The organism is Rhizobacter sp. (genome assembly GCF_032229685.1).
Lineage (GTDB): Bacteria > Pseudomonadota > Gammaproteobacteria > Burkholderiales > Burkholderiaceae_C > LMDS01.
Genome location: NZ_JAVTWP010000031.1, coordinates 111529 through 133844, shown reverse-complemented (window position 1 = coordinate 133844; position 22316 = coordinate 111529). Strand labels below are relative to the sequence as shown.

The 22316-nt window shown below is 67.1% G+C and carries 18 protein-coding genes; 11 read left to right on the top strand and 7 right to left on the bottom strand.

Features of this window, described 5'->3' with window-relative positions; translation table 11 throughout:
- Nucleotides 1–4: 4 nt before the first annotated feature.
- Nucleotides 5–2164, bottom strand: coding sequence for a methylmalonyl-CoA mutase (gene scpA, locus AC30PD_RS12310; RefSeq protein ID WP_489535947.1), 2160 nt, complete (start codon nucleotides 2162–2164; stop codon nucleotides 5–7).
- Between the two features lie 189 nt (nucleotides 2165–2353).
- On the opposite strand from scpA, the gene AC30PD_RS12305 reads away from it, so the two are divergent.
- The 6 genes from AC30PD_RS12305 (at nucleotide 2354) to AC30PD_RS12280 (ending at nucleotide 8086) form a co-directional block, all read left to right on the top strand.
- Nucleotides 2354–3046 carry a GntR family transcriptional regulator gene (locus AC30PD_RS12305; RefSeq protein WP_489535946.1) on the top strand — a complete coding sequence of 231 codons (693 nt, stop codon included), beginning with the start codon at nucleotides 2354–2356 and terminating at the stop codon, nucleotides 3044–3046.
- A gap of 33 nt (nucleotides 3047–3079) precedes the next feature.
- The gene (locus AC30PD_RS12300) at nucleotides 3080–3568 is read left to right on the top strand and encodes a dihydrofolate reductase (RefSeq protein ID WP_489535945.1); all 489 of its coding nucleotides are present in this window, start codon (nucleotides 3080–3082) and stop codon (nucleotides 3566–3568) included.
- A gap of 10 nt (nucleotides 3569–3578) precedes the next feature.
- A complete protein-coding gene (locus tag AC30PD_RS12295; protein ID WP_489535944.1) occupies nucleotides 3579–4154 on the top strand; it encodes a DUF4337 family protein in 576 nt (191 codons plus the stop codon).
- Nucleotides 4155–4216: 62 nt separating this feature from the next.
- Entirely contained in the window at nucleotides 4217–5302 is a 1086-nt protein-coding gene (gene hppD, locus AC30PD_RS12290; protein ID WP_489535943.1) for a 4-hydroxyphenylpyruvate dioxygenase, read from the top strand.
- Nucleotides 5303–5394: 92 nt separating this feature from the next.
- A complete protein-coding gene (locus AC30PD_RS12285) occupies nucleotides 5395–7452 on the top strand; it encodes a protein-disulfide reductase DsbD family protein (RefSeq protein ID WP_489536331.1) in 2058 nt (685 codons plus the stop codon).
- 16 nt (nucleotides 7453–7468) lie between these two features.
- Complete coding sequence (locus AC30PD_RS12280) at nucleotides 7469–8086, top strand: thioredoxin family protein (RefSeq protein ID WP_489535942.1); 618 nt, start codon at nucleotides 7469–7471, stop codon at nucleotides 8084–8086.
- Nucleotides 8087–8187: 101 nt separating this feature from the next.
- On the opposite strand, the gene AC30PD_RS12275 is transcribed toward AC30PD_RS12280, so the two are convergent.
- The 3 genes from AC30PD_RS12275 to AC30PD_RS12265 form a co-directional block, all read right to left on the bottom strand.
- Complete coding sequence (locus AC30PD_RS12275) at nucleotides 8188–9429, bottom strand: putative Na+/H+ antiporter (protein ID WP_489535941.1); 1242 nt, start codon at nucleotides 9427–9429, stop codon at nucleotides 8188–8190.
- Nucleotides 9430–9792: 363 nt separating this feature from the next.
- Nucleotides 9793–10674 (bottom strand): mechanosensitive ion channel family protein, encoded by an 882-nt coding sequence (locus AC30PD_RS12270; RefSeq protein WP_489535940.1) that lies wholly within the window; start codon nucleotides 10672–10674, stop codon nucleotides 9793–9795.
- A 16-nt stretch (nucleotides 10675–10690) separates the two neighbouring features.
- Nucleotides 10691–12514 carry a glycoside hydrolase family 15 protein gene (locus AC30PD_RS12265; RefSeq protein ID WP_489535939.1) on the bottom strand — a complete coding sequence of 608 codons (1824 nt, stop codon included), beginning with the start codon at nucleotides 12512–12514 and terminating at the stop codon, nucleotides 10691–10693.
- A 161-nt stretch (nucleotides 12515–12675) separates the two neighbouring features.
- On the opposite strand from AC30PD_RS12265, the gene AC30PD_RS12260 reads away from it, so the two are divergent.
- Together AC30PD_RS12260 and otsB are read left to right on the top strand one after the other, a co-directional pair.
- Nucleotides 12676–14862 (top strand): alpha,alpha-trehalose-phosphate synthase (UDP-forming), encoded by a 2187-nt coding sequence (locus AC30PD_RS12260; RefSeq protein ID WP_489535938.1) that lies wholly within the window; start codon nucleotides 12676–12678, stop codon nucleotides 14860–14862.
- Nucleotide 14863: 1 nt separating this feature from the next.
- Nucleotides 14864–15655, top strand: coding sequence for a trehalose-phosphatase (gene otsB / locus AC30PD_RS12255; RefSeq protein ID WP_489535937.1), 792 nt, complete (start codon nucleotides 14864–14866; stop codon nucleotides 15653–15655).
- Between the two features lie 51 nt (nucleotides 15656–15706).
- On the opposite strand, the gene AC30PD_RS12250 is transcribed toward otsB, so the two are convergent.
- Nucleotides 15707–16234 carry a MarR family winged helix-turn-helix transcriptional regulator gene (locus AC30PD_RS12250; RefSeq protein WP_489535936.1) on the bottom strand — a complete coding sequence of 176 codons (528 nt, stop codon included), beginning with the start codon at nucleotides 16232–16234 and terminating at the stop codon, nucleotides 15707–15709.
- Nucleotides 16235–16317: 83 nt separating this feature from the next.
- On the opposite strand from AC30PD_RS12250, the gene AC30PD_RS12245 reads away from it, so the two are divergent.
- From AC30PD_RS12245 to xth, 3 genes are all read left to right on the top strand, one after another.
- On the top strand, nucleotides 16318–17718 hold the full coding sequence (locus AC30PD_RS12245) for a chloride channel protein (RefSeq protein ID WP_489535935.1): 1401 nt from the start codon (nucleotides 16318–16320) through the stop codon (nucleotides 17716–17718).
- Nucleotides 17719–17924: 206 nt separating this feature from the next.
- Nucleotides 17925–18746 (top strand): DUF3014 domain-containing protein, encoded by an 822-nt coding sequence (locus tag AC30PD_RS12240; protein ID WP_489535934.1) that lies wholly within the window; start codon nucleotides 17925–17927, stop codon nucleotides 18744–18746.
- Between the two features lie 113 nt (nucleotides 18747–18859).
- Nucleotides 18860–19627, top strand: coding sequence for an exodeoxyribonuclease III (xth, locus tag AC30PD_RS12235; protein ID WP_489535933.1), 768 nt, complete (start codon nucleotides 18860–18862; stop codon nucleotides 19625–19627).
- A gap of 12 nt (nucleotides 19628–19639) precedes the next feature.
- On the opposite strand, the gene ntrC is transcribed toward xth, so the two are convergent.
- Both ntrC and glnL read right to left on the bottom strand, forming a co-directional pair.
- On the bottom strand, nucleotides 19640–21142 hold the full coding sequence (gene ntrC / locus AC30PD_RS12230) for a nitrogen regulation protein NR(I) (protein WP_489535932.1): 1503 nt from the start codon (nucleotides 21140–21142) through the stop codon (nucleotides 19640–19642).
- 69 nt (nucleotides 21143–21211) lie between these two features.
- A complete protein-coding gene (gene glnL / locus AC30PD_RS12225; protein ID WP_489536330.1) occupies nucleotides 21212–22234 on the bottom strand; it encodes a nitrogen regulation protein NR(II) in 1023 nt (340 codons plus the stop codon).
- Nucleotides 22235–22316: the final 82 nt, after the last annotated feature.

Below are 22316 nucleotides of genomic sequence, written 5' to 3'. Positions count from 1 at the left end.
GAAATCAGGCCTTGGCGACGCTGGCCTTGATCTGTTCGAGCACGTCTTTTGCGCTCGCCGGGATGGGTGTGCCCGGCCCGTAGATGCCCTTCACGCCGGCGGCATACAGCATGTCGTAGTCCTGGCGCGGGATCACGCCGCCGACGAAGACGATGATGTCGTCGGCGCCTTGCGCCTTCAGCGATTCGATGATCGCCGGCACCAGCGTCTTGTGCCCGGCGGCGAGCGTGCTCACGCCGACCGCATGCACGTCGTTCTCGATCGCCTGGCGTGCACATTCTTCGGCCGTTTGAAACAGCGGCCCCATGTCGACGTCGAAGCCCAGGTCGGCGAACGCGGTGGCCACCACTTTGGCGCCACGGTCGTGGCCGTCTTGGCCCAGCTTGGCGATCATCACGCGCGGGCGGCGGCCCTGCGCTTCGGCAAACTCGTTGATCTCGACCTTGAGCTTGTCCCAACCCTCGGCGCTGTCATAGGCTGCTGCGTACACACCGGTCACCTTTTGTGTATCGGCGCGGTGGCGCCCCCAGACCTTCTCGAGCGCGTCGGAGACCTCGCCCACGGTGGCGCGCAAACGCACCGCCTTGATGCTCAGGTCGAGCAGGTTGCCTTCGCCGCTTTCGGCGCAGGCCGTCAGCGCGTCGAGCGCGGCCTGCGTCTTCACCGCGTCGCGCTCGGCGCGGAGCTTCTTCAGCCGCGCGATCTGGTTGTCGCGCACCATCACGTTGTCGATGTCGAGCGTCTCGATCGCCGCTTCGCTGGCAAGCTTGTACTTGTTGACGCCGACGATCACGTCCTTGCCCGAATCGATGCGCGCCTGCTTCTCGGCTGCGCTGGCTTCGATCTTCAGCTTGGCCCAGCCGCTGTCGACGGCCTTCACCATGCCGCCCATCGCGTCGACTTCTTCGATGATGGCCCAGGCCTTGTCGGCCATGTCCTGCGTGAGCTTCTCCATCATGTAGCTGCCGGCCCAGGGGTCGACCACGTTCGTGATGTGGGTCTCTTCCTGGATGATGAGCTGCGTGTTGCGCGCGATGCGCGCGCTGAACTCGGTGGGCAGCGCGATCGCTTCGTCGAGCGCGTTGGTGTGCAGGCTCTGCGTGCCGCCGAACACCGCCGCCATCGCCTCGATGGTGGTGCGCACGACGTTGTTGTACGGGTCTTGCTCGGTCAGGCTCCAGCCCGAGGTCTGGCAATGCGTGCGCAGCATCAGGCTCTTCGGGTTCTTCGGGGCGAACTCCTTCATGATCTTCCACCACAGCAGCCGCGCCGCGCGCATCTTGGCCACTTCGAGGTAGAAGTTCATGCCGATGGCCCAGAAGAAGCTCAGGCGGCCGGCGAAGTCGTCGACATCCAGCCCTTTGGCGAGCGCCGCCTTCACGTACTCGCGCCCGTCGGCCAGCGTGAACGCGAGTTCGAGCGCCTGGTTCGCGCCGGCCTCCTGCATGTGGTAACCCGAGATCGAGATCGAGTTGAACTTCGGCATGTTCTTCGCCGTGTACTCGATGATGTCGCCGATGGCGCGCATGCTCGGCTCGGGCGGGAAGATGTAGGTGTTGCGAACCATGAACTCCTTGAGGATGTCGTTCTGGATCGTCCCCGAGAGTTTGTCCTGCGACACGCCCTGCTCTTCGGCCGCCACCACGTAGCCCGCGAGCACCGGCAGCACCGCGCCGTTCATGGTCATGCTCACGCTCACCTTGTCGAGCGGGATGCCGCCGAACAGGATCTTCATGTCTTCGACGCTGTCGATCGCCACGCCGGCCTTGCCCACGTCGCCGGTCACGCGCGGGTGGTCGCTGTCGTAGCCGCGGTGCGTGGCCAGATCGAACGCCACGCTCACGCCCTGCGCGCCGGCAGCCAGCGCCTTGCGGTAGAAGTCGTTCGAGGCTTCGGCGGTGGAGAAGCCGGCGTACTGGCGGATCGTCCACGGCCGCACCGCGTACATCGTGGCCTGCGGGCCGCGCACGAAGGGCGCGAAGCCGGGCAAGGTGTCGGTGTAGTGCAGCCCCTGCAGGTCAGCCGCCGTGTAGAGCGGCTTGACCGCGATGCCTTCGGGCGTGACCCAGTTCAGCGCGTTCACATCGGCGCCGGGTGCCGATTTGGCCGCCGCCTTTTGCCAGGCGGCCAGCGATTCGGAATTGAGCAGAGAGTCGTTTGCCATGGTGCCCCTTTCGGGCCTGTGAGGATGCGCGCAGGAGCGGCACCGCGTCAATTGGTTCGAGTGCGCAGGGCTGGACGAGAGCAGCGGCCTCAGCTATAATGCAAAATTGAATTATATCTTCAGGTGGATTGTCAGGCCAGTGGCTTTCGCCGAGCTTGCATCGACACCCGAAAACTGCCAACCCAACCGATGGCCGCACCCAGAGCACAGACCGCAGCACCGGCCGCACCGCGTGGCACGGCCGCTGCCGTGCGCCTGCCGCAGGGTGCGCTGTACGAACAGGTGGCCGAACAGTTGCGCTCGCGGATCATGTCGCACAGCCTGGCACCCGGCAGCTGGATCGACGAGCAGCTGCTCACGGCCGAATTCGGCATCAGCCGCACGCCGCTGCGCGAAGCGCTGAAAGTGCTGGCCTCGGAAGGCCTGGTCACGATGAAGCTGCGGCGCGGCGCGTATGTCACCGAGGTGTCTGAGCGTGACTTGGCCGAGGTCTACCACCTGCTCGCGCTGCTCGAAAGCGACGCGGCGGTCGTGGTGGCCTCCCTCGCCACCGAATCGCAGCTCGCCGAGCTCGAAGCTTTGCACCAGAAGCTCGAAGCGAGCGTGGCCGACCGCGACCGCTTCTTCGCTGCGAACGAACGTTTCCACCTGCGGCTGCTCGAGATCGCCGACAGCCGCTGGCGCATGCAGCTCGTGGCCGACCTGCGCAAGGTGATGAAGCTGAACCGCCACCACTCGCTCTTCAAGCAGGGCCGGCTCGAAGCCTCGCTGAAAGAACACCGCCAGATCATGGCGGCGCTGAAGGCCCGCAACGGCCCGCGGGTGCTGCAGCTGATGCAGCAGCATTTCGCGCGCGGCCGCGAGGCCGCTTCGCCGGGCTGAACAGCGTCGGGCGGCGCTGCCACAATCGTGGCCATGAACCGCCCTGCCCTCAGCCTGATCGCCGCCGTCGCCCGCAATGGCGCCATCGGCAAGAACAACCAGCTGCTCGTGCACCTGCCCGGCGACCTGCCACGCTTCAAGAAACTCACGCTCGGCCACCCGGTGATCATGGGGCGCAAAACCTGGGACTCGATCGGCCGGCCGCTGCCGCAGCGCCGCAACATCGTGATCACGCGCAACGCCGGGTGGCAAGCTGACGGCGCCGAAGTGGCGGCTTCATTGAACGATGCGCTCGCCCGCGTGGCCAGTGAGCCCAAGGCTTTCGTGATCGGCGGTGCGCAGATCTACGCGCTGGCCCTGCCGCTGGCCGATGAACTCGCGCTGACCGAGATCGATGCCGACTTCGAGGGCGACGCCTTTTTCCCCGAATGGAACCGCGCCGGCTTCCGGCAGGCTTCGCGCGAAGACCACAGCACGCCCGAAGGCCTGCGCTACAGCTACATCCACTACAACAAGATCTGAGGAGACCCCCATGTCATCCGGCGGCTTTCACGTGCACGGCCCGCACGACCACGAACTCGAACACGCAGCCCAGCACGAACCCGGTGGCACGGCCGGGCAGCTGGCGGTCGTGACCGCGGTGCTGGCCACGGTGGGCGCGATGTTCTCGTACATGGGTGGCGCCACCCAGGCCGACGCCGGCCTGCTGAAGAACGACGCGGCCATCCGCAAGACCGAAGCGTCGAACCAGTGGAACTACTACCAGGCCAAGAGCAGCAAGCAGAACCTGTCGGAACTGGCCGTCGAGCTCGCCCCCGAGGCACGCAAGACCTTCTACCTCGACGAGATCAAGCGCTACAAGACCGAGAAGGCCGAGATCAAGGCGGCCGCCGAGAAACTCGAAGCCGAGTCGGTCGCTTTCGACAAGCAGAGCAGCGAGAAGATGCACCAGCACCACCGCTGGGCCCAGGCCACCACCGCGTTGCAGATCGCCATCGCGATGGCCGCGATCGCGCTGCTGACCAAGAGCAAGGGCCTCGAAAAAGGCGTGCTCGGCGTGAGCGTGGTCGGCCTCGTGCTCGGCGTGCTGGCCTGGCTGCACATCTGAGCGCGGGCCTGTTCGAGCTACATCCCTCAAACTTCGGTTTCACCATCTTTCAGGAGCCCCGCATGGCCGACCTCTTCGACAACCCGATGGGCTTGATGGGCTTCGAGTTCGTCGAGTTCGCCGCCCCCGTGGCGGGCACGCTCGAGCCCGTGTTCGAGCAACTCGGCTTCAGCCTCGTGGCCAACCACCGCTCCAAAGACGTGGCGCTGTACCGCCAGGGCGAGATCAACTTCATCGTCAACCGCGAACCGCGCAGCCCCGCCGGCTACTTTGCTGCCGAACACGGCCCCTCGGCCTGCGGCCTGGCCTTCCGGGTGCGTGACTCGCACAAGGCCTACGAACTGGCCCTGTCGCGCGGCGCCCAGCCGGTCGAGATGAACACCGGCCCGATGGAGCTGCGCCTGCCCGCCATCAAGGGCATCGGCGGCGCGCCGCTCTACCTGATCGACCGCTTCGAAGAAGGCAAGTCGATCTACGACATCGACTTCGAGTTCATCGAAGGCGCCGATCGCCGCCCGGTGGGCCACGGCCTGACGCTGATCGACCACCTGACGCACAACGTCTACCGCGGGCGCATGGCCTACTGGGCCAGCTTCTACGAACGCCTGTTCAACTTCCGCGAGATCCGCTACTTCGACATCAAGGGCGAGTACACCGGTCTCACCTCGAAAGCGATGACGGCGCCCGACGGCAAGATCCGGATCCCGCTGAACGAAGAGTCATCGCGGGGCGCGGGGCAGATCGAGGAATACCTGATGGCCTTCAACGGCGAAGGCATCCAGCACATCGCGCTCTTCAGCGACGACCTGCTCAAGAGCGTGGACAGCCTGCGCGCGGCGGGGGTGCCGCTGATGAAGGCGCCACCGGCCACCTACTACCGCATGCTCGAAGAACGGCTCCCCGGGCATGGCGAGAACCCGGCTGAGCTGCAGGCACGCGGGATCCTGCTCGACGGCAGCACGGCGAACGGCAGCCAGCGCCTGCTGCTGCAGATCTTCTCGGGCACGATGCTCGGGCCGGTGTTCTTCGAGTTCATCCAGCGCAAGGGCGACGACGGCTTCGGCGAGGGCAACTTCAAGGCGCTGTTCGAGTCGCTGGAGCGAGACCAGATCGAGCGCGGCGTGCTCGACGTGCCGGCCTCGCAGTGAACGTGCCGGGCCTGCGCTCCGGTTGCGCCGCACTGCTGGCCTGCCTGCCGTTGCTGGCGGCAGCGCAGACCGCGGTCGTGAGCACGCCGCACATGCGGGCCGAGTTGCTCGCCCACGCGCCGCAGGGTGTCGGCCCCGGCAAGCCGCTGTGGCTCGGCCTCTCGCTGCAGCACGCGCCGCATTGGCACACCTACTGGAAGAACGCCGGCGACTCCGGTCTGCCCACCACGATGAGCTGGCAGCTGCCGAGCGGCGTGCAGGCCGGCGAGATCGCGTGGCCGACGCCGAAGCAGCTCAAGGTCGGCCCGTTGATGAACTACGGCTACGAAGACACCGTGCTGTTGCCGGTGCCCGTCACGTTGCCGGATGGCTTCTCTTCGCCGACGCTGAACGTGACGCTGCGCGCCGACTGGCTGGTGTGCCGTGAAGTGTGCATACCGGAATCGGGCGAATTCAGCCTCACCTTGCCGAGCGCTGCGGCCACCACGAGCCAGGAGGCGGCGTTCGCCGCAGCGCAGGCCCGGGTGCCACGGCCGGCGGGCGATGCGGTGGCGACCGGCCGCGTCGAAGGCCAGGCACTCGTGATCGAGGTGAACGGCCTGGCCGCCGGCGTGCAGGGCAAGACGCTGCAGTTCTTTCCGGAAACCGGTGGCGTGATCGAACCGGCTGCGCCGATCGAACAGGCCTGGAGCGGCAGCCGCTGGACGGCGCGGGTGCCCTTGTCGGCGCAGCGCAGCGAAAGCCCGTCGCAGATGCAGGCGGTGCTGGTCGCCGGGCCGGGTGCCGGCATTCAAGTCGGCATGGATGTTCAAGGCCCGTGGCCAGGTGAGGCGCCCGTCGCCGCCACGGGCCAGGGAAGCCCGGCACCGCTGCCCGCCGAAGACCCGACACCGCTGCTGGCCACGCTGGGCCTGGCCTTGCTTGGCGGTCTGCTGCTGAACCTGATGCCGTGTGTGTTTCCGGTGCTGTCGCTCAAGCTGTTGAGCTTCGCGCAGCCCGGCCAGCGTCGCCGCGACCGCGTGGGTGCGGGTCTGGCCTACACGGCCGGCGTGCTCGTGTCGTTCGTCGCATTGGCCGGCTTGCTGCTGGTCTTGCGGGCCGGCGGTGAACAGCTCGGCTGGGGTTTTCAACTGCAGTCGCCACCGTTCGTGGCGGCGCTCGCGCTGCTGTTCACGCTGATCGGTTTGAACCTGGCCGGCCTGTTCGAATTGCGCGGCGGTCTGCCCGGCAACCTGGCCGCCGTGCGTACACGGCACCCGCTGGCCGACCACGCCTTGACCGGCGCACTCGCGGTGGCGGTGGCGTCGCCCTGCACCGGCCCGTTCATGGGCGTCGCGCTCGGCAGCGCGTTGGCCATGCCAGCAGCGCAGGCGCTGATGGTGTTCGCCGCGCTCGGGCTCGGCATGGCCCTGCCTTATCTGGCGATCGCGCTGCTGCCCGGTGTCGCGCAACACCTGCCCCGGCCGGGCGCGTGGATGCAGCGCTTCAAGGTGGCCATGGCCTTCCCGATGTTCGCCACCGTGTTGTGGCTGGTGTGGGTTCTCGGGCAGCAGGTCGGCATCGACGGCGCCGTCGGCGTGCTCGCGGTGTTGCTCGCGACCGCGCTGGTGGGCTGGGTCGTCGGCATGGCGGGCATCGGCGGCCGTGCGCGCGGCGTCGGGGCGGTGCTGACCGCCGTGCTGTGGCTGGCCACCCTCGCCTGGGCCTGGCCGGCGCTGCGCGAAACCGCGCCAACCGCCTCTGCCGCGTCGGGTGCTGCACCGATCACGGCCTCTGCCTGGCAACCTTGGTCGGCCGATGTCGTGGCCCGCGCCCGCGCGCAGGGCCGGCCGGTCTTCGTCGACTTCACGGCCGCGTGGTGCGTGACCTGCCAGTACAACAAGCGCAGCGCGCTGGCCGACGCCGGGGTGCTGGCCGACTTCGGCGCGCGCAACGTGCTGCTGCTGCGCGCCGACTGGACAAGACGCGACCCGGCCATCACGCTGGAGCTGGCGCGCCTCGGGCGCAGCGGCGTGCCGGTGTACGCGCTGTATGGCCCTGGCGCCGACACGCCCACCCTGCTGCCGGAGATACTCGCTGCTGGCGTCCTGCGACGGGCTCTCGCCAGCCTGCCTTCAGGCGCGCCGCGTCCCGCCCTTCCCCCTGTCTGACCGAAGGAGAACGAACATGAACCGCATTTTCTCGAGCCTGGCGTTCGGCGCCGCGTTTCTCGGCAGCGGCCTGTGCATGGCAGCGGCCACGGTGGGCCAGCCGGCGCCCGCGTTCAGCGCCACCGACACGGCCGGCAAGACCGTGACGCTGGCCGACTTCAAGGGCAAGTACGTCGTGCTCGAATGGACCAACCCCGGCTGCCCCTTCGTGCAGAAGCACTACGACAGCGGCAACATGCCGGCCACGCAGAAAGAGGCCACCGCGAAAGGGGCGGTCTGGCTCTCGATCAACACCACCGCCAAAGACGCCGGCGACTATCTGCCCCCGGCCGAGCTGCAAGGCTGGGTGAAGTCGAAGAACGGCGCCCCCACCGCCACGCTGATGGACACCGACTCGAAGGTCGGTCGGGCCTACGGCGCGCGCACCACGCCGCACATGTACATCGTCGACCCGCAGGGCAAGCTGGTCTACGCCGGCGCGATCGACAGCAAGCCGACCGCGAACCCGGCCGACATCAAGACCGCCACCAACTACGTGACGCAGGCGCTCGGCGAAGCCATGGCCGGCAAGGCCGTGAGCCGCGCCACCACGCAGGCCTACGGTTGCTCGGTGAAGTATTCGAACGCGGGCTGAGCGCGCTGCCGCGGAAACAAGCGCGCCTGTCGGCGGAGCAGATGCACTGACTTCCGACGGATGCCCTGCCCTTGCGGACACATTCCGAAGACCCGCGCGCACTAGAGAATGAACAAGGCCGCGGCCACTGCCGTGGGCAGCAGCGCGCCGAGCAACAGCCCGCCGGCCCCGATCGATTCGTCTTCGAAACCCTGCTTGAGCAGGGCCACCCCGGCAGGGTTGGGCGCGTTGGCAATGACCGTCAGGCCACCGCCGGCCACTGCACCCGCCACCAGCATGTATTTGGCCGGGTCGGAAATGCCTTCGATCAGCGAGCCGAGGTAGGTCAGCGCGGCGTTGTCGGTGATCGCTGTCAGCCCGAGCGCGCCGAAGAACAGCGCCGTGGGTTCGAGGCTCGAAACGATCGGCTGCAGCCACCATTGCTGCAGGCCACCCAGCACGACGAGCCCCGCCAGGAAAAAGCCGACGAGGAGCGCCTCTTTCAGGATCAGCGGCGTCTGGTAACGCTCGTAAGCCTGCGCGAAGCCGAGAAACATCAGGAACACGCCCAGGAAGATGACCGGGTGGTGAGCGAAGGCGACCACGGCAGCGAGAAATGCCAGGTGGATGACGCTCACGATCTGCGGCACGGGCAAGGCCTTGGTTGCCGCGTCACCGGGCGCCGGATCACGCAATGCCTTGTTCAAAAGCAAGGTGATCGCGGTCGCATTGATCAGCACCGCCAGTGCGGCTTTCCAGCCGAAGTTCGCCGCCATGAAAGCGCTGTCCCAGTTCCAGGTGCTCGCCACCATCAAGACGGGCGGCGCCGCAAACGACGTCAACGTGCCGCCGATCGAGATGTTCACGAACAGCACACCCAGGGCGCCGTACTTCAGCCGCTCCGGAATGCCGGGCCGGAACACCAGCGGCGCCAGCATCAGCGCCGCCAGCGTCATGGCGGCCGGTTCGGTGATCAACGAGCCGATCAGCGGCACGAGGGCCAGGCAAAGCCAGGTTTCGGCGACCACGGTGCGCAGCGGGATCAGACGCGCGAGCAAAGCCACCAGTGCCTTGATGGCTTCGAGCACCGGCCGCGACCCGGCCACGACCATGATCACGAACACGAACAGCGGCTCGGTGTACTGGCGTGATTCCGCATAGTCGATCGCCTTGGCACCGCCATCGACGCTTGCCATGACCACGATCAGCACAGCGGCCCAGAAGCCGAAAACCACCTCGACCTCGCCGAGCAGATGGAACAGGCCCGCGTGCCGAGGCTTGTAGTGCGCCAGGCGCTCGAAGAATTTGGTCGAGAAGGTGTGCACCAGCGCGATGGCGAAGATGACGGCGGCGATGACTTCCATGGTCCGGGCTCCGGGTGATGACTGGCCCGGTGTAGTGCCGGCCCTTGACGTGTGTTGGGGCAAGTTTGACCGCTTCCGCAGCGGCGCTTGCTGAAACGGCTGCGAATGGCGCCTACTGAAGGCTCTTCAGGGCGCCAGCCCAGGGCGAAAACGAAACCTCGGCGGCAAGCTCGGGCGTGGCCACTCCGCGGATCGGGCTGGCCCAGAGCGCACACGCATGGGCCTGCGCTGCCGCGGCGTCGAGCCACGGGTCGAAGCCTTGAATGGCCTGGGCACACCGCCGCACCCAGTCATCACGAAGCGTCGCGGGCGTCGCCGCCTCCCCGGGAACGGCCTGCAACCGGCGCCGAAGCATCCCCGGGCTCATCCGGCCGTCGGTGACCCCGTGGCGGCGGCCGGCATGTGGATCTTCAGTTGCGGGAACGGAATCTCGATGCCTTGCGCGTCGAACGCCCGCTTCAACCTGCGCAGGTAGTCGCGGCGCACGGTCCACTGCTCCAGCGGCGCGACACGAAAGCGTGCGCGAATGATCACGGCCGAATCGGCCCACTTCTCGACACCGGCGATCTCGAGTCCGTCGAGAATGCGATCGGCGTGAACGGGGTCGTTCCGCATCTCGCGACCCACGTCGCGCATCACGTCCATCGCGCGGTCGAGGTCTTCGCCGTAACCCACGCCGATGTCGACCACTGCCTGGGCGTGGCCCCGACTCATGTTGATCACGGTCGAGATCGTGCCGTTGGGCACGAAGTGAACGTTGCCGTCGTAGTCGCGCAACTGCACGTAGCGCAAGGTCACCTCTTCCACGAGCCCCGCGTGGTCACCGAGCTTGACCACATCGCCCTGACGGATCTGGTTCTCGAGCAGCAGGAACAGTCCGTTGAAGTAGTCCTTGACCAGGCTCTGCGCGCCGAAGCCGACGGCCAACCCCACGACCCCGGCTGCTCCCAGGATGGGCGCGACCGAGACACCGAGTTCGGACAGCACCAGCATGCCCGCCACCAGCGTGATCACGACCGCTGCCGCATAGCGGAAGACGCGCCCCAGCGTTTCGGCGCGTTTCACCGCCTCGCGGTCTTCGAACCGGTTGGCGATCCGGATCCGCAGCGACCGGATGCTGCGCTGGGACATCAGGATCGCAAGCCAGGCGACGATCAGGATCACGACGATGCGAGCGCCCGCCGCGGCCAGCCCGCCGAAGCTCTGCCATGCACCAGCGAGGGAATGCAGCAGTTCGTCGCTCATCGAATGGCCTCCGTTGTCAGACCGCCTCGTCCCACCGGGCCGAGAGCCGCACCGCACCGTTGATGATTCCGACCATCGAATAGGTCTGCGGGAAATTGCCCCACAGTTCGCCGGTGGTCGGGCTCAGGTCTTCCGACAGCAGCCCCACATGGTTGCGACGCGCGAGCAAGGCCTCGAAGCATTCGCGCGCACGGTCCCTTTCGCCGATGCGTGCGAGCGCATCCACACGCCAGAACGAGCAGACATTGAATGCCGTCTCGGGCCGTCCGAAGTCGTCTTCGGCTTCGTAGCGGCGCATGTAGGGCCCGTCGCAGAGCGCGGCCTCCAGCGCCAGCACCGTGCTTCTGAAACGCGCGTCTTGCGGCGGCAGGAAACCGACTTCGGCCATCAGCAGCACGCTGGCGTCGAGATCGTGGCCGCCGAAGCTCTCGGCGTAGGACTGGCGCTTCTCGCTCCAGGCCTGCGCGAGGATCTTGGCGCGGATGGTCTCGGCCCGCTCGTTCCAGAACGCCACGCGTTGCGGGTCATTGCGCGTGCGCGCGATCTTCGCCAGGCGGTCGCAGGCGGCCCAGCTCATCAGCACCGAAGACGTGTGCACCCGGGCGCGCGTGCGCAGCTCCCACATGCCGGCATCGGGCTGGTCGTGCAGCAACCAGGCCTGTTCGCCGGCCAGTTCAAGCGCGGCAAAATCCGCCGCATCGCCACGACGGAAGAGGCGGTGGTCGTGAAAGGCCTGCGCCGCGCCGAGCACGATGTTGCCGTACACGTCGTGCTGAAAGTGCTCGTGTGCCTGGTTGCCCACGCGCACCGGGCCCATGCCTCGGTAGCCCGCCAGGCCGGGCACGATCGACTCGGGCAGGCTTCTTTCGAGGCCGATGCCATAGAGCGGCTGCACATGGCCGGCACCCGAACTTCTCAGCACGTCGTGCAGCCAGCGCAAGTAGTCTTCCATCGTGCCGACCTCGGACAGGCTGTTCAGCGCACGCACGACGAAGAAGGCATCGCGCAGCCAGCAAAAGCGGTAGTCCCAGTTGCGCGCACTGCCCGGCGCTTCCGGGATGCTGGTGGTCATGGCCGCGACGATCGCACCGGTCTCCTCGTACTGGCACAGCTTGAGCGTGATCGCCGCGCGGATCACCGCGTCTTGCCATTCGAGCGGGAGCGCGAGGCGGCGCGTCCAGTGCTGCCAGTACAAGGTGGTCTGCTCCTCGAAGTCGCGCGCCGTCTCTTCCACGCCGGCCGTGAGCGTCTCGTCCGGACCGAACAGCAGGCTCACCGGCGCGTAGAGCGAAAACCAGGTCGCATCAGCCACGTAGGTCGGCGGTGCATTCGTCGTGAGCCGGAACGTACCGGTCGGCAAGGTGTAGCGAAGATGGTTGCTGCCGCGTGTCATGGCCGGCTCGGCGCTGCCCCATTCGCCGCGCGGGCGCACGACAAATCGCACCCGGGGGTGGCCGACCAGCGGCCGCACGCGTCGCACCAGTTGCGCCGGCCGGAACACGCGGTCACGGTTCAGGAAACGCGGCGCGAAGTCGATGATTTCGATGCCCTGGCCGGCCGCGTCGTAGAGGCAGGTTCGCAGGACCGCTGTGCCGGGCAGATAGGCCTGCTCGGTTCGAACCATGCCTTCGAGCTCGACCGCCAGGCTGCCCGCCTGGGGCAAACCTTCGCCCGAGTCCAGCAGTGCATGGAACACCGGATCGCTGTCGAAGCGTGGCATGCAACACCACACGATCGCCGCCTCGCGATTCACCAGGGCGCCGATGGCGCAGTTGCCGATCAGGGCCAGATCGAGCGAGGCCGGGGCGCCGCGCGCAGGATCATTCCGGGAAGGTGGCATGCCTTGGTCTGCCGGCGCAAATCACCGGCGTGTTCAGTGGACGAAGGGGTATGTACATTTGTCCGAATATACATTGATACACTCGCCGCACTGTCAATGCCCCCATTCCCGCGCCCTTGAGAATCCTCAACCTTCAGCTCCGCTTCCTGATACCTCTGGGGGTGACACTTGTCGTGGCGGCCTACCTGGCCTTGCCGCTGATGGACCAGCTGACGCTGCGCTGGTTTGCGCGCGACCTCAACACCCGCGGTGTGCTGGTCACGAACGCGCTTTCCGACTCCATCAGCGAGTCGTTGGCCGAAGCCAGGGGTGCACGCCTCCAATCGGTCTTCGACCGCGCCGTGCAGGACGAACGTCTCGTCGCCATCGGTCTGTGCTCGCTCGATGGCAAGCTGCTGCGCCAGACCGCGAGCTACCCGAAGACCTTGACCTGCGCCAATGCGGCGACAGAAGCCGAGCGCCCGGAACCACGGCTCAACCTGCAGAGCGGCGCAGTGCACGTGGGCATGCACGACGTGGTGGCCGAGTCAGGACCGATCGCCAGGCTGGTGGTGCTCCACGACCTGAGCTTCATCGAACGCCGCAGCCTCGACACACGCCGCTACCTGGTCGTTTTCATCGCCGCGCTTGGCCTGACGATCGCGCTGATCACGGTGGTGGTGGCACAGCTCAGCTGGCGCGGCTGGGTTGCGGGCGTGCGCGGCATCCTTCGTGGTGAAGGCCTCGTGCGGCCGTTGTTGTCGACACCCGAACTGATGCCGTTCGCCGCCGACCTGCGGGCCCGCATGCGCGATCTCGAAGACGAGTACCGAAGAGCGCAGGGGCCGCAGGCCGAATGGACCCCGGACCGGCTGCGCGCCTTGCTGCACACCCAGCTGCGCGGCGACCAGGTGATCGTGGTCTCGAACCGCGAGCCTTACATCCATGAAAATTCTGGCTCCGGCGTCGTGGTCAAACGACCGGCGAGCGGGCTGGTCACGGCCGTGGAGCCGGTGATGCGCGCCTGCTCCGGCACCTGGATCGCCCACGGCAGCGGCAGCGCCGATCGGCAGGCGGTAGATCGCCACGACCGCGTTGGCGTGCCGCCGGGGCGCGACGACTACGTTCTGCGCCGGGTCTGGCTCACCGAACAGGAAGAGAAGGGCTACTACTACGGCTTCGCCAACGAAGGCATGTGGCCCTTGTGCCATGTGGCTCACGTGCGGCCGGTGTTCCGGGAGTCGGACTGGGAGGCCTACCGGGCCGTGAACCAGCGCTTCGCCGATGCGGTGGTGGCCGAGGCGCGCAGCGACGATCCGGTGGTGCTGGTGCAGGACTACCACTTCGCGCTGCTTCCCGCGATGATCCGGGCAAAGCTGCCGCGCGCAACGATCCTGACCTTCTGGCACATCCCCTGGCCGAACCCCGAGTCCTTCGGCATCTGCCCGTGGCGGCGCGAGATCCTCGAAGGCATGCTGGGCAGCACGATCCTCGGGTTTCACACCAACTTCCACTGCAAGAACTTCATCGAGACCGTCGACCGCTTTCTCGAAGCGCGCATCGAACACGAACACTCGACGATCCGGTTCCGTGACAAGGAGACGCTGGTCGAGAGTTACCCGATCTCGATCGAGTGGCCCGCCGACGACCTGCGCTCCGCCTGGCCGTCGGTCGAGGAATGCCGCAGCGCGGTCTTCGAGCGACTCGACTTGCGGGCCGACACCTGCCTGGCCGTCGGCGTGGACCGGTTCGACTACACCAAGGGCATCCTCGAGCGGCTGCACGCCGTCGAGCGCCTGCTGGAAAAACGGCCTGAGTGGGTGGGCCGTTTTGTCTTCGTGCAGGTCGCAGCGCCAACGCGCACGTCGCTCGACGAATACCGCTCGTTCCAGGAACGGATCGAGCGGCTGACGCTGCGCATCAACGAACGTTTCGGTGGGCCGAACTACCAGCCGGTGCACTTGCTCGCGCAGCACCACGAGCACGACGCGGTGAACGAGTTGTTCCGTGCGGCCGACATCTGCGTCGTGACCAGCCTGCACGATGGCATGAACCTGGTCTGCAAGGAGTTCGTCGCGACACGCGACGATGAAAGGGGCGTGCTGATCCTCAGCCGCTTCGCAGGGGCGGCGCGCGAACTGCCCGAAGCCCTGATCGTGAACCCCTACCATGTGGAAGAGACGGCCGATGCCCTGCACCGCGCCGCGACCATGCCGCTGGCGGAGCAGCGCGAACGCATGGCCAGCCTGCGCATGACGGTGCGTGAGTTCAACGTCTTTCGCTGGGCCGGCCGGATGCTCGCCGACGCCGGCCGGTGGCGGCTTCGCGAGCGCATCGAGGCGCGTGTGAAACGCCACCGATTCGAATGACATGAAACATCTGTTCTCCGCGGAAGGCACCGCTGCACTGGCCGCGAGCATCGCCACACGGCCCTTGCTGGCCTTCGACTTCGACGGCACGCTGGCACCGATCGTCACACGCCCTGACGACGCCCGCGTCCCCTTGGCAGTGGCCCGCCGGCTGCAACGAATCTCGACATTGCTGCCGGTGGCCATCGTGACCGGCCGGACCGTGGCCGACGTCCGTGATCGCCTGGACTTTTCGCCACGTTTCGTGATCGGGGGCCATGGTGCCGAGGATCCCGATTCCGACTCCGGCGCCATCGGCCCGATCTTCGACAGTTTGCGAGCCCGCCTCCAGGGCCGACGCGCGGAACTGCTGGCTGCGGGTGTCAGCGTCGAAGACAAGGGCCACTCGATGGCGCTGCACTATCGGCTTGCCCGTGACCTGGATCGGGCACTCGAAACGATCTCCCGCCTGCTCGAGGGGCTGGGCTCCGACCTGCGCGCCTACGGTGGCAAGCGTGTGGTCAACGTCGTCGCCGCGCAGGCGCCCGACAAGGCCGCGGCGGTTGCCAGCCTCGTCGAACGATGCGGCGTGGGCAGCGCCATCTTCGTCGGCGACGACATCAACGACGAGCCGGTCTTCGCGCGCGGCGAAGCGTCCTGGTTGACGGTGCGGATCGGCCGTGAAGACCCGGCCACCCGCGCGATGTTCTGCATCGACACGCCGCAAGAGGTCACCATCATGCTGGACCGGATGCTCGTGCTGCTCTCGCCACCCGTGGGCGCCCCCGGCGGTGATTCGCAACAGCCCGCCTGATGCAGACCATGGGCGAGCCCCTGGAGCGGGTGTCCGCTCGACGAGCCACGCCTACAGTTGGCCCAGCGGAATGTTGGCGCCGCGCTCGTCGGCATTCAGCGCCGTGATCAGCAAGGCCAGGTCGGCATCGAGCCGAGCCAGCGCCTTGTCATCGAGGCTGGCCAGCGCCTGCGGCAGCACGCCGGTCAGTGGCCCCGGCGCGCGGCGCAAGACCCGGGCACCCGCCGCGGTCAGCCTCAGCTGCACCGTGCGTCGGTCGATCCCGTCTTTCGTGGCCACGACCAGCTCGCGCTCGACGAGCGACTTCACGAGGTTGCTGGCGGTCGACTGGTGCACGTCCATGGCACGTGCCAGACCGTTGACACCGATGTCCGCGCTGGCCCGGATGATGCTCAAGGCCCAGAGTTGGGCCCCGCCGACACCGGCCTTTTTCTCGACCTGCTGAAAATGCGTCTTGACGGCATTGAACACCAGGCGGAATCGCCGCAGCACGCGCGCCGCAGGTTCGCCGATGTCGCTGCCCGTGGGTTTGGCTTGCGCAGTTGGCGCAAGGCCCGTTGTTGCTTTTCGCTTGACCATGAGGGTGATGATATGGGAGCACCAATGCTCGTAGCTTGCACCGAAGCCAGCCCGCCGGGTACCGCAGCGGCACCTCGCCAGAGATGAAAGCCGACCCACGCATCGCGGCTGCATTGCGCCGCGAGTTGTCGGACTGGCGCGTCTGGCTGGCGCGCGCCATCGTGATCACGTTCGCCGCGATCGCGGGCCTGACGGTCGTTGGATTCACCTGGATCACCGAGCGCGCCATTCACGCGTTCTTTGCGGTCCACGCGCTCTGGTGGTGGAGCCCGCTGCTCATCACGCCGATCTGCACCGTTGCCATCGTGTGGGTCACCCGCCGCTACTTTCCGGGCGCGGCCGGTTCCGGCATTCCGCAAGTCATGGCGGCACTCGAGCCGGCGGTCGAGCCGGAACAACGTGGCCTCTTCGTCTCGATGAAGCTCACCGTGGCGAAGATCATCCTCACGGCCTCGGGCCTGCTGGCCGGGCTGTCACTCGGACGTGAGGGCCCCTCCGTTCAGATCGCCGCCGGCATACTGCACTCCGCCCGACGCTGGCTGCCCAGGCGTTCGGCCGTCACGCCGCACGGGCTGTTGGTCGCCGGTGGCGCAGCCGGTATCGCCGCGGCCTTCAACACACCCCTGGCCGGCGTCATGTTCGCCATCGAGGAGCTGTCTCGCACACCCGAGCGGCGCAACAGCGGCCTGATCATTTCGGCGATCGTGCTGGCCGGTCTGGTCGCCGTGTCGATCTATGGGAATGCCACCTACTTCGGCGTGATCCGGGTTCCGGCGATCGACATTTCCCTGCTCGGGCCGGGCCTGTTCACCGCACTGGCCAGCGGCGTCGCCGGAGGCCTGTTCGCACGGCTGCTGATCGCATCGCTGGGCGGCCAATCGGCCGACGTGTTCAGCCGCTGGCGACGGTGCAAGCCGGTCTGGTTTGCCGGCGGATGTGGCCTGGCCGTGGCGGTGATCGGGGTCGTGACCCATGGTGCGACCTTCGGCAGCGGCTACGACCACACCCGTTCGATGCTGGAAGGCACCCAGGACACGCCGCTGATGTACCTGCTGTTCAAGTTCATCGCGACCTGGCTGACCACGTGGGCCGGGGTGCCGGCCGGTCTGTTCGCGCCGTCACTGGCCATCGGCGCAGCGTTGGGCAGCGATGTCGCCGTGGTCACGAGTTACCCGCACGCCGCCACGCTCATCGCGCTGGGCATGGCGGGATTCCTGGCCGCCGTGACGCAGGCGCCGCTCACCGCCTTCATCATCGTGATGGAAATGGTGGACGGCCACGCCATGGTGCTGAGCCTGATGGCTTGTGCGCTGATCGCGAGTGCCGTGTCGCGGGTGCTGAGCCACCCGCTGTACTCGACTCTGGCGCAGTTGCAGCTCGCCCGGCTGCCAACGGCCGCGCCCGCCGATCCCGAACCCGCGGCGGTTCGAGCGCACGAAGAAAAGGAGCCCCACGAAGGGGGCTCCAAACGAGAACACGATTGAATGCCGGCAACCCGCTTCCTGGTCAACCGGCCAGGGCATTCTACATTTGTTCAAATGCTCTTTGCATCTCGTCACCTGCACAGCTCAACGACGTGGCGACGAGTGGCAACACGGTTGCACACGCAAAGTATCTTTGTTCAAATGTTCATGCGGGAGCCGTTCGGCACCGACGCAGCAGGTCTTGAAGCAGTGAGATGGAGCGAGGATTGAAACGGGCACTTTCTGTCGTGGCGACGGTGGTGGCGCTGGGGCTCATCGCTCTGGCTGCGTGGCTGTGGTGGTCGGGAAAATCCTCGCCGCAAGAGACAGCCCCGCCCGTAGCCGCCGCTTCGGTGCCGGCCGCGAGTGCGGCTGCCTCTGCCACCGAACCCGCCATTCGCTATCCGGTGGAACTGCCCGCTGAACCCGCCACCAGCACGGCACCCGACGTCGACACTCTGCTCGCGGAGCTGTTCGGCAGCAAGGCCCTGAGATCGATGTTTCAGACGAAGGACTTTGCGCGCCGCTTTGTCGCCACCGTCGACAACCTTGGCCGGGCCGACGCGCCCGCCGGCCTGTGGCCGGTCAACCCCACGGGCGGACGCTTCACGGTCGAGAAGCGCGACGGTGCCGAGGTCATCAGCGCCGACAACGGCTTGCGCTACACGCCTTTCGTGCTGTTGATCGAAGGCCTGGACCTTCGCCAGGCGGTCAGCGTGTACGCCCGCCTGTACCCGATGTTCCAGCAGTCCTACCAGGACCTCGGCTACCCGGGTCGCTACTTCAACGACCGCTTGGTCGAGGTGATCGACCAATTGCTGGCCACACCCGATGCACCCGAGGCTCTAGCGGTCCAACTGCCCGTGATCAACGGTCCGGTGCAACCCGAACGCCCCTGGGTGCTGTATGAGTTCACCCAACCCGAACTGCAGGCTTTGACGGCCGGGCAGAAACTCCTGCTGCGCATGGGGCCGGTCAACGAGCGGCGCATGAAGGGCCGGCTGGAGCAGGCCCGCAAGCTTCTGACCGCCAGAGGTTCACCCCGCTAGCGCAGCCCGCACCGGTTTCGCCACGAACTGCCGGGTACGATGGTGCCGTGCGCAACGCATGGCACGAATACTTCGGGCCGGGCCTTCGCACGACACACTCACTTGGGGTTCACTTGAAACTCGCCACCTGGAACGTCAATTCACTCGCCGTGCGCCTCCCGCAGCTGATCGACTGGCTCGCATTGCACCAGCCCGATGTGCTGTGCCTGCAGGAAACCAAGCTCACCGACGACAAGTTTCCGCACGCCGCACTGGCTGCCACCGGCTACCAGCTGCAATGGTTCGGGCAGAAGACGTACAACGGTGTGGCCCTGCTCTCGCGCACGCCGGCCACCGAGGTGGTGAAAAACATTCCTGGCCTCGACGACCCGCAGGCGCGGGTGATTGCCGGCACGGTCGACGGCGTGCGCGTGATCGGCGCCTACATCCCGAACGGGCAAGACGTTGAGAGCGAGAAATTCGTCTACAAGCTGCGCTGGTTGACGGCACTGCGCGAATGGGTCGCCACCGAGATGGCAGCACACCCGAAGCTCGTGCTGATGGGCGACTACAACATCGCCCCCGAAGACCGCGACGTGCACGACCCGGTGTTGTGGGCCGGCCAGGTGCTGTGCACGCCGGAAGAACGCGCGCACTTCAAGGGGCTGGTCGCACTCGGCCTGCACGACTCGTTCCGCCTGTTCGAGCAGCCGCCGAAGAGCTGGAGCTGGTGGGACTACCGCAATCTCGCGTTCCGCAAGAACCAGGGCTTGCGCATCGACCACATCCTCGTCAGCGAAGCGCTGAAGGCCGGCGTCACCTCGTGCGTGATCGACAAGCCCACGCGCAAGAACGAACGGCCCAGCGACCACGCGCCGGTGTGGGTCGAACTGGCCGGCTGAACGCGCGGGCCGTCAGTCGTCCAGGCCGAGTTCCTGGATCTTGCGCGTGATGGTGTTGCGCCCGATGCCGAGCTTCTGCGCCGCCTCGATGCGGCGGCCGCGGGTGATCTCGAGCGCGGTGTGGATCAGCTGCGCTTCGAACTTGCGGGTGAGCGTGTCCCAAACCTCGGGTTGACCGGCCTGCAGCAGGCTGCGGGCGTCTTGCTCCAGGCCCGAGAGCCAGTGCATCGGCACAGCCGCCGCGGGCGCCGAGGCGCTGGCCACCGGCTCGGTGACGGGCAGCGGTGCGAGCGCAGCGGGTGCCGTGGCAGAGACCGTCTCCGCCAAGGTGGCAGGCGCTGCCGGCGCCGCCCCCGCCGCCGGCAGCGCCTGCAGTTCGGGCGGCAGGTCTTTGGCTTCGATCATCTGCGAAGGCGCCATCACCGTGAGCCAATGGCAGATGTTCTCGAGCTGGCGCACGTTGCCGGGGAAGTCGAATCGCGTGAGGCGCGCCAGCGCGGCGTCGGTGATGCGCTTGGCTTCGACACCGAGTTCCTTGGCGCTCTTCTGCAGGAAGAAGCGCGTGAGGGCGGGCACGTCTTCGTTGCGCTCGCGCAGGGCCGGCAATCGCAGGCGGATCACGTTCAGGCGGTGAAACAGGTCTTCGCGAAACGCGCCGAGGCGCACCCGGTCTTCCAGGTTCTGGTGGGTCGCCGCGATCACACGCACGTTGCTGCGCATCGGGTTGTGGCCACCGACGCGGTAGTACTGGCCGTCGGACAAGACCCGCAGCAAACGGGTCTGCAGGTCGAAGGGCATGTCGCCGATCTCGTCGAGGAACAGCGTGCCACCGTCGGCCTGCTCGAAGCGGCCGCGGCGCGTGGTCTGCGCGCCGGTGAAAGCACCGCGCTCATGACCGAAGAGCTCGGACTCGAGCAGATCTTTCGGAATGGCCGCGGTGTTGATCGCCACGAACGGACCGCTGGCGCGCGGGCTGTGCTTGTGCAGCGCGTTGGCCACGAGCTCCTTGCCCGAACCCGACTCGCCGGTGATCAGCACCGTCACGATGCTCTGGCTCAGCCGGCCGATGGCGCGGAAGACGTCTTGCATGGCCGGCGCCTGGCCGAGCATTTCGGGCATCTGCGCGGCCTTGTCGTCGCGCACTTCTTCGCGCAGGCTTTCTTCGACGGCACGGCGGATCAGCTCGACCGCTTTCGGCAGGTCGAAAGGCTTGGGCAGGTATTCGAAAGCGCCGCCCTGGAAAGCGCTGACGGCGCTGTCGAGATCGGAGTAGGCGGTCATGATGATGACCGGCAGTGCCGGGTGGCTTTCGCGCACCTTGCCGAGCAGGTCGATGCCCGAACCGCCGGGCATGCGGATGTCGGAAACGAGCACCTGCGGTTCGTCGTCTTCGAGCGCCTTCAGCACGTCGCGCGGGTTCGTGAAGCTGCGCACGGTGAATTCTTCGCGCGTGAGCGCCTTCTCCAGCACGAAGCGGATGGATTGGTCGTCGTCAACGATCCAGATGGGTTTCATGCAGTGCCCGCGGTTCGTTTGTCTGTGGCCCGCTCCGGCGCCAGGCGACCGCTCGTGGCAATCGTGAGGCTAGGGTAGCGGAATCACTATCTTGAAAATCGTCTTGCCCGGTTCACTCTCGCATTCGACCGTGCCCAGGTGTTGCTGCACGAACGTCTGCGCGAGTGTGAGTCCGAGGCCGGAGCCGCCATCCCGCCCCGACACCAGCGGGTAGAAGATGCGATCGCGTAGGGACTCGGGCACGCCCGGGCCGTTGTCCTGAATATGCAAGTCCAGTGCCAGACGGTAGCGCTGTTTGCCCAGCGTGACCTGGCGGGCGATCCGGGTGCGCAGCCGGATGCACGCGTCGCCGGCAGCGATGCGCTCGGCCAGCGCCTGCGCGGCGTTGTGCGCGATGTTGAGAACGGCCTGGATCAGCTGTTCGCGGTCACCCCTGAAGTCCGGGATCGAGGTGTCGTAGTCGCGCTCGACCTTCAGGCCGCGCGGGAATTCGGCCAGGATCAAGGCCCGCACGCGCTCGCACACCTCGTGGATGTTCACGTCGCTCACCACGTGCGGCTTGCGGTGCGGTGCGAGCAGGCGGTCGACCAGGCCCTGCAGCCGGTCGGCCTCGTTGATGATGACCTGGGTGTATTCGGTCAGCGCACGCGACTCGACTTCCATTTCGAGCAGCTGGGCTGCGCCGCGGATGCCACCGAGCGGGTTCTTGATCTCGTGCGCCAGGTTGCGGATCAGCTCCTTGGTCACCTGCGCCTGGTCGAGCGCCCGCTCCTCGCGGTCTTGCCGGGTCTGCTGTTCGATCTCGACCAGCTCGACCACCACGTGCGGCGACTGGTCCATCTGGTTCACGATCACGTGCACCGGCAGCGGCTCGCCGGGGCTGCCGGCGGGCCGGCGCAGCAGGGCTTCGAGGCGGCTGGTCGAGTACTCGTTGCGGCTCACGGCCAGCACCGTGTCGCGCAGCCGGGCCGGGTCGGCGAACCAGTCGAACACCGAACTGCGCTGCACGTTGCGGCGCGACAGGCCGAGCACGCTCTCGAACGACGCGTTGGCAAAGACACATTGACCTTCGGTGCCGACGACCGCGACCATGGTCGCCAGGTGGTCGAAGGCTGCGTAGGGCGATGCCGCCGGGGTCTCTGTGCCGACGTCGGGTGCCGGGTCGGGCTGGCGC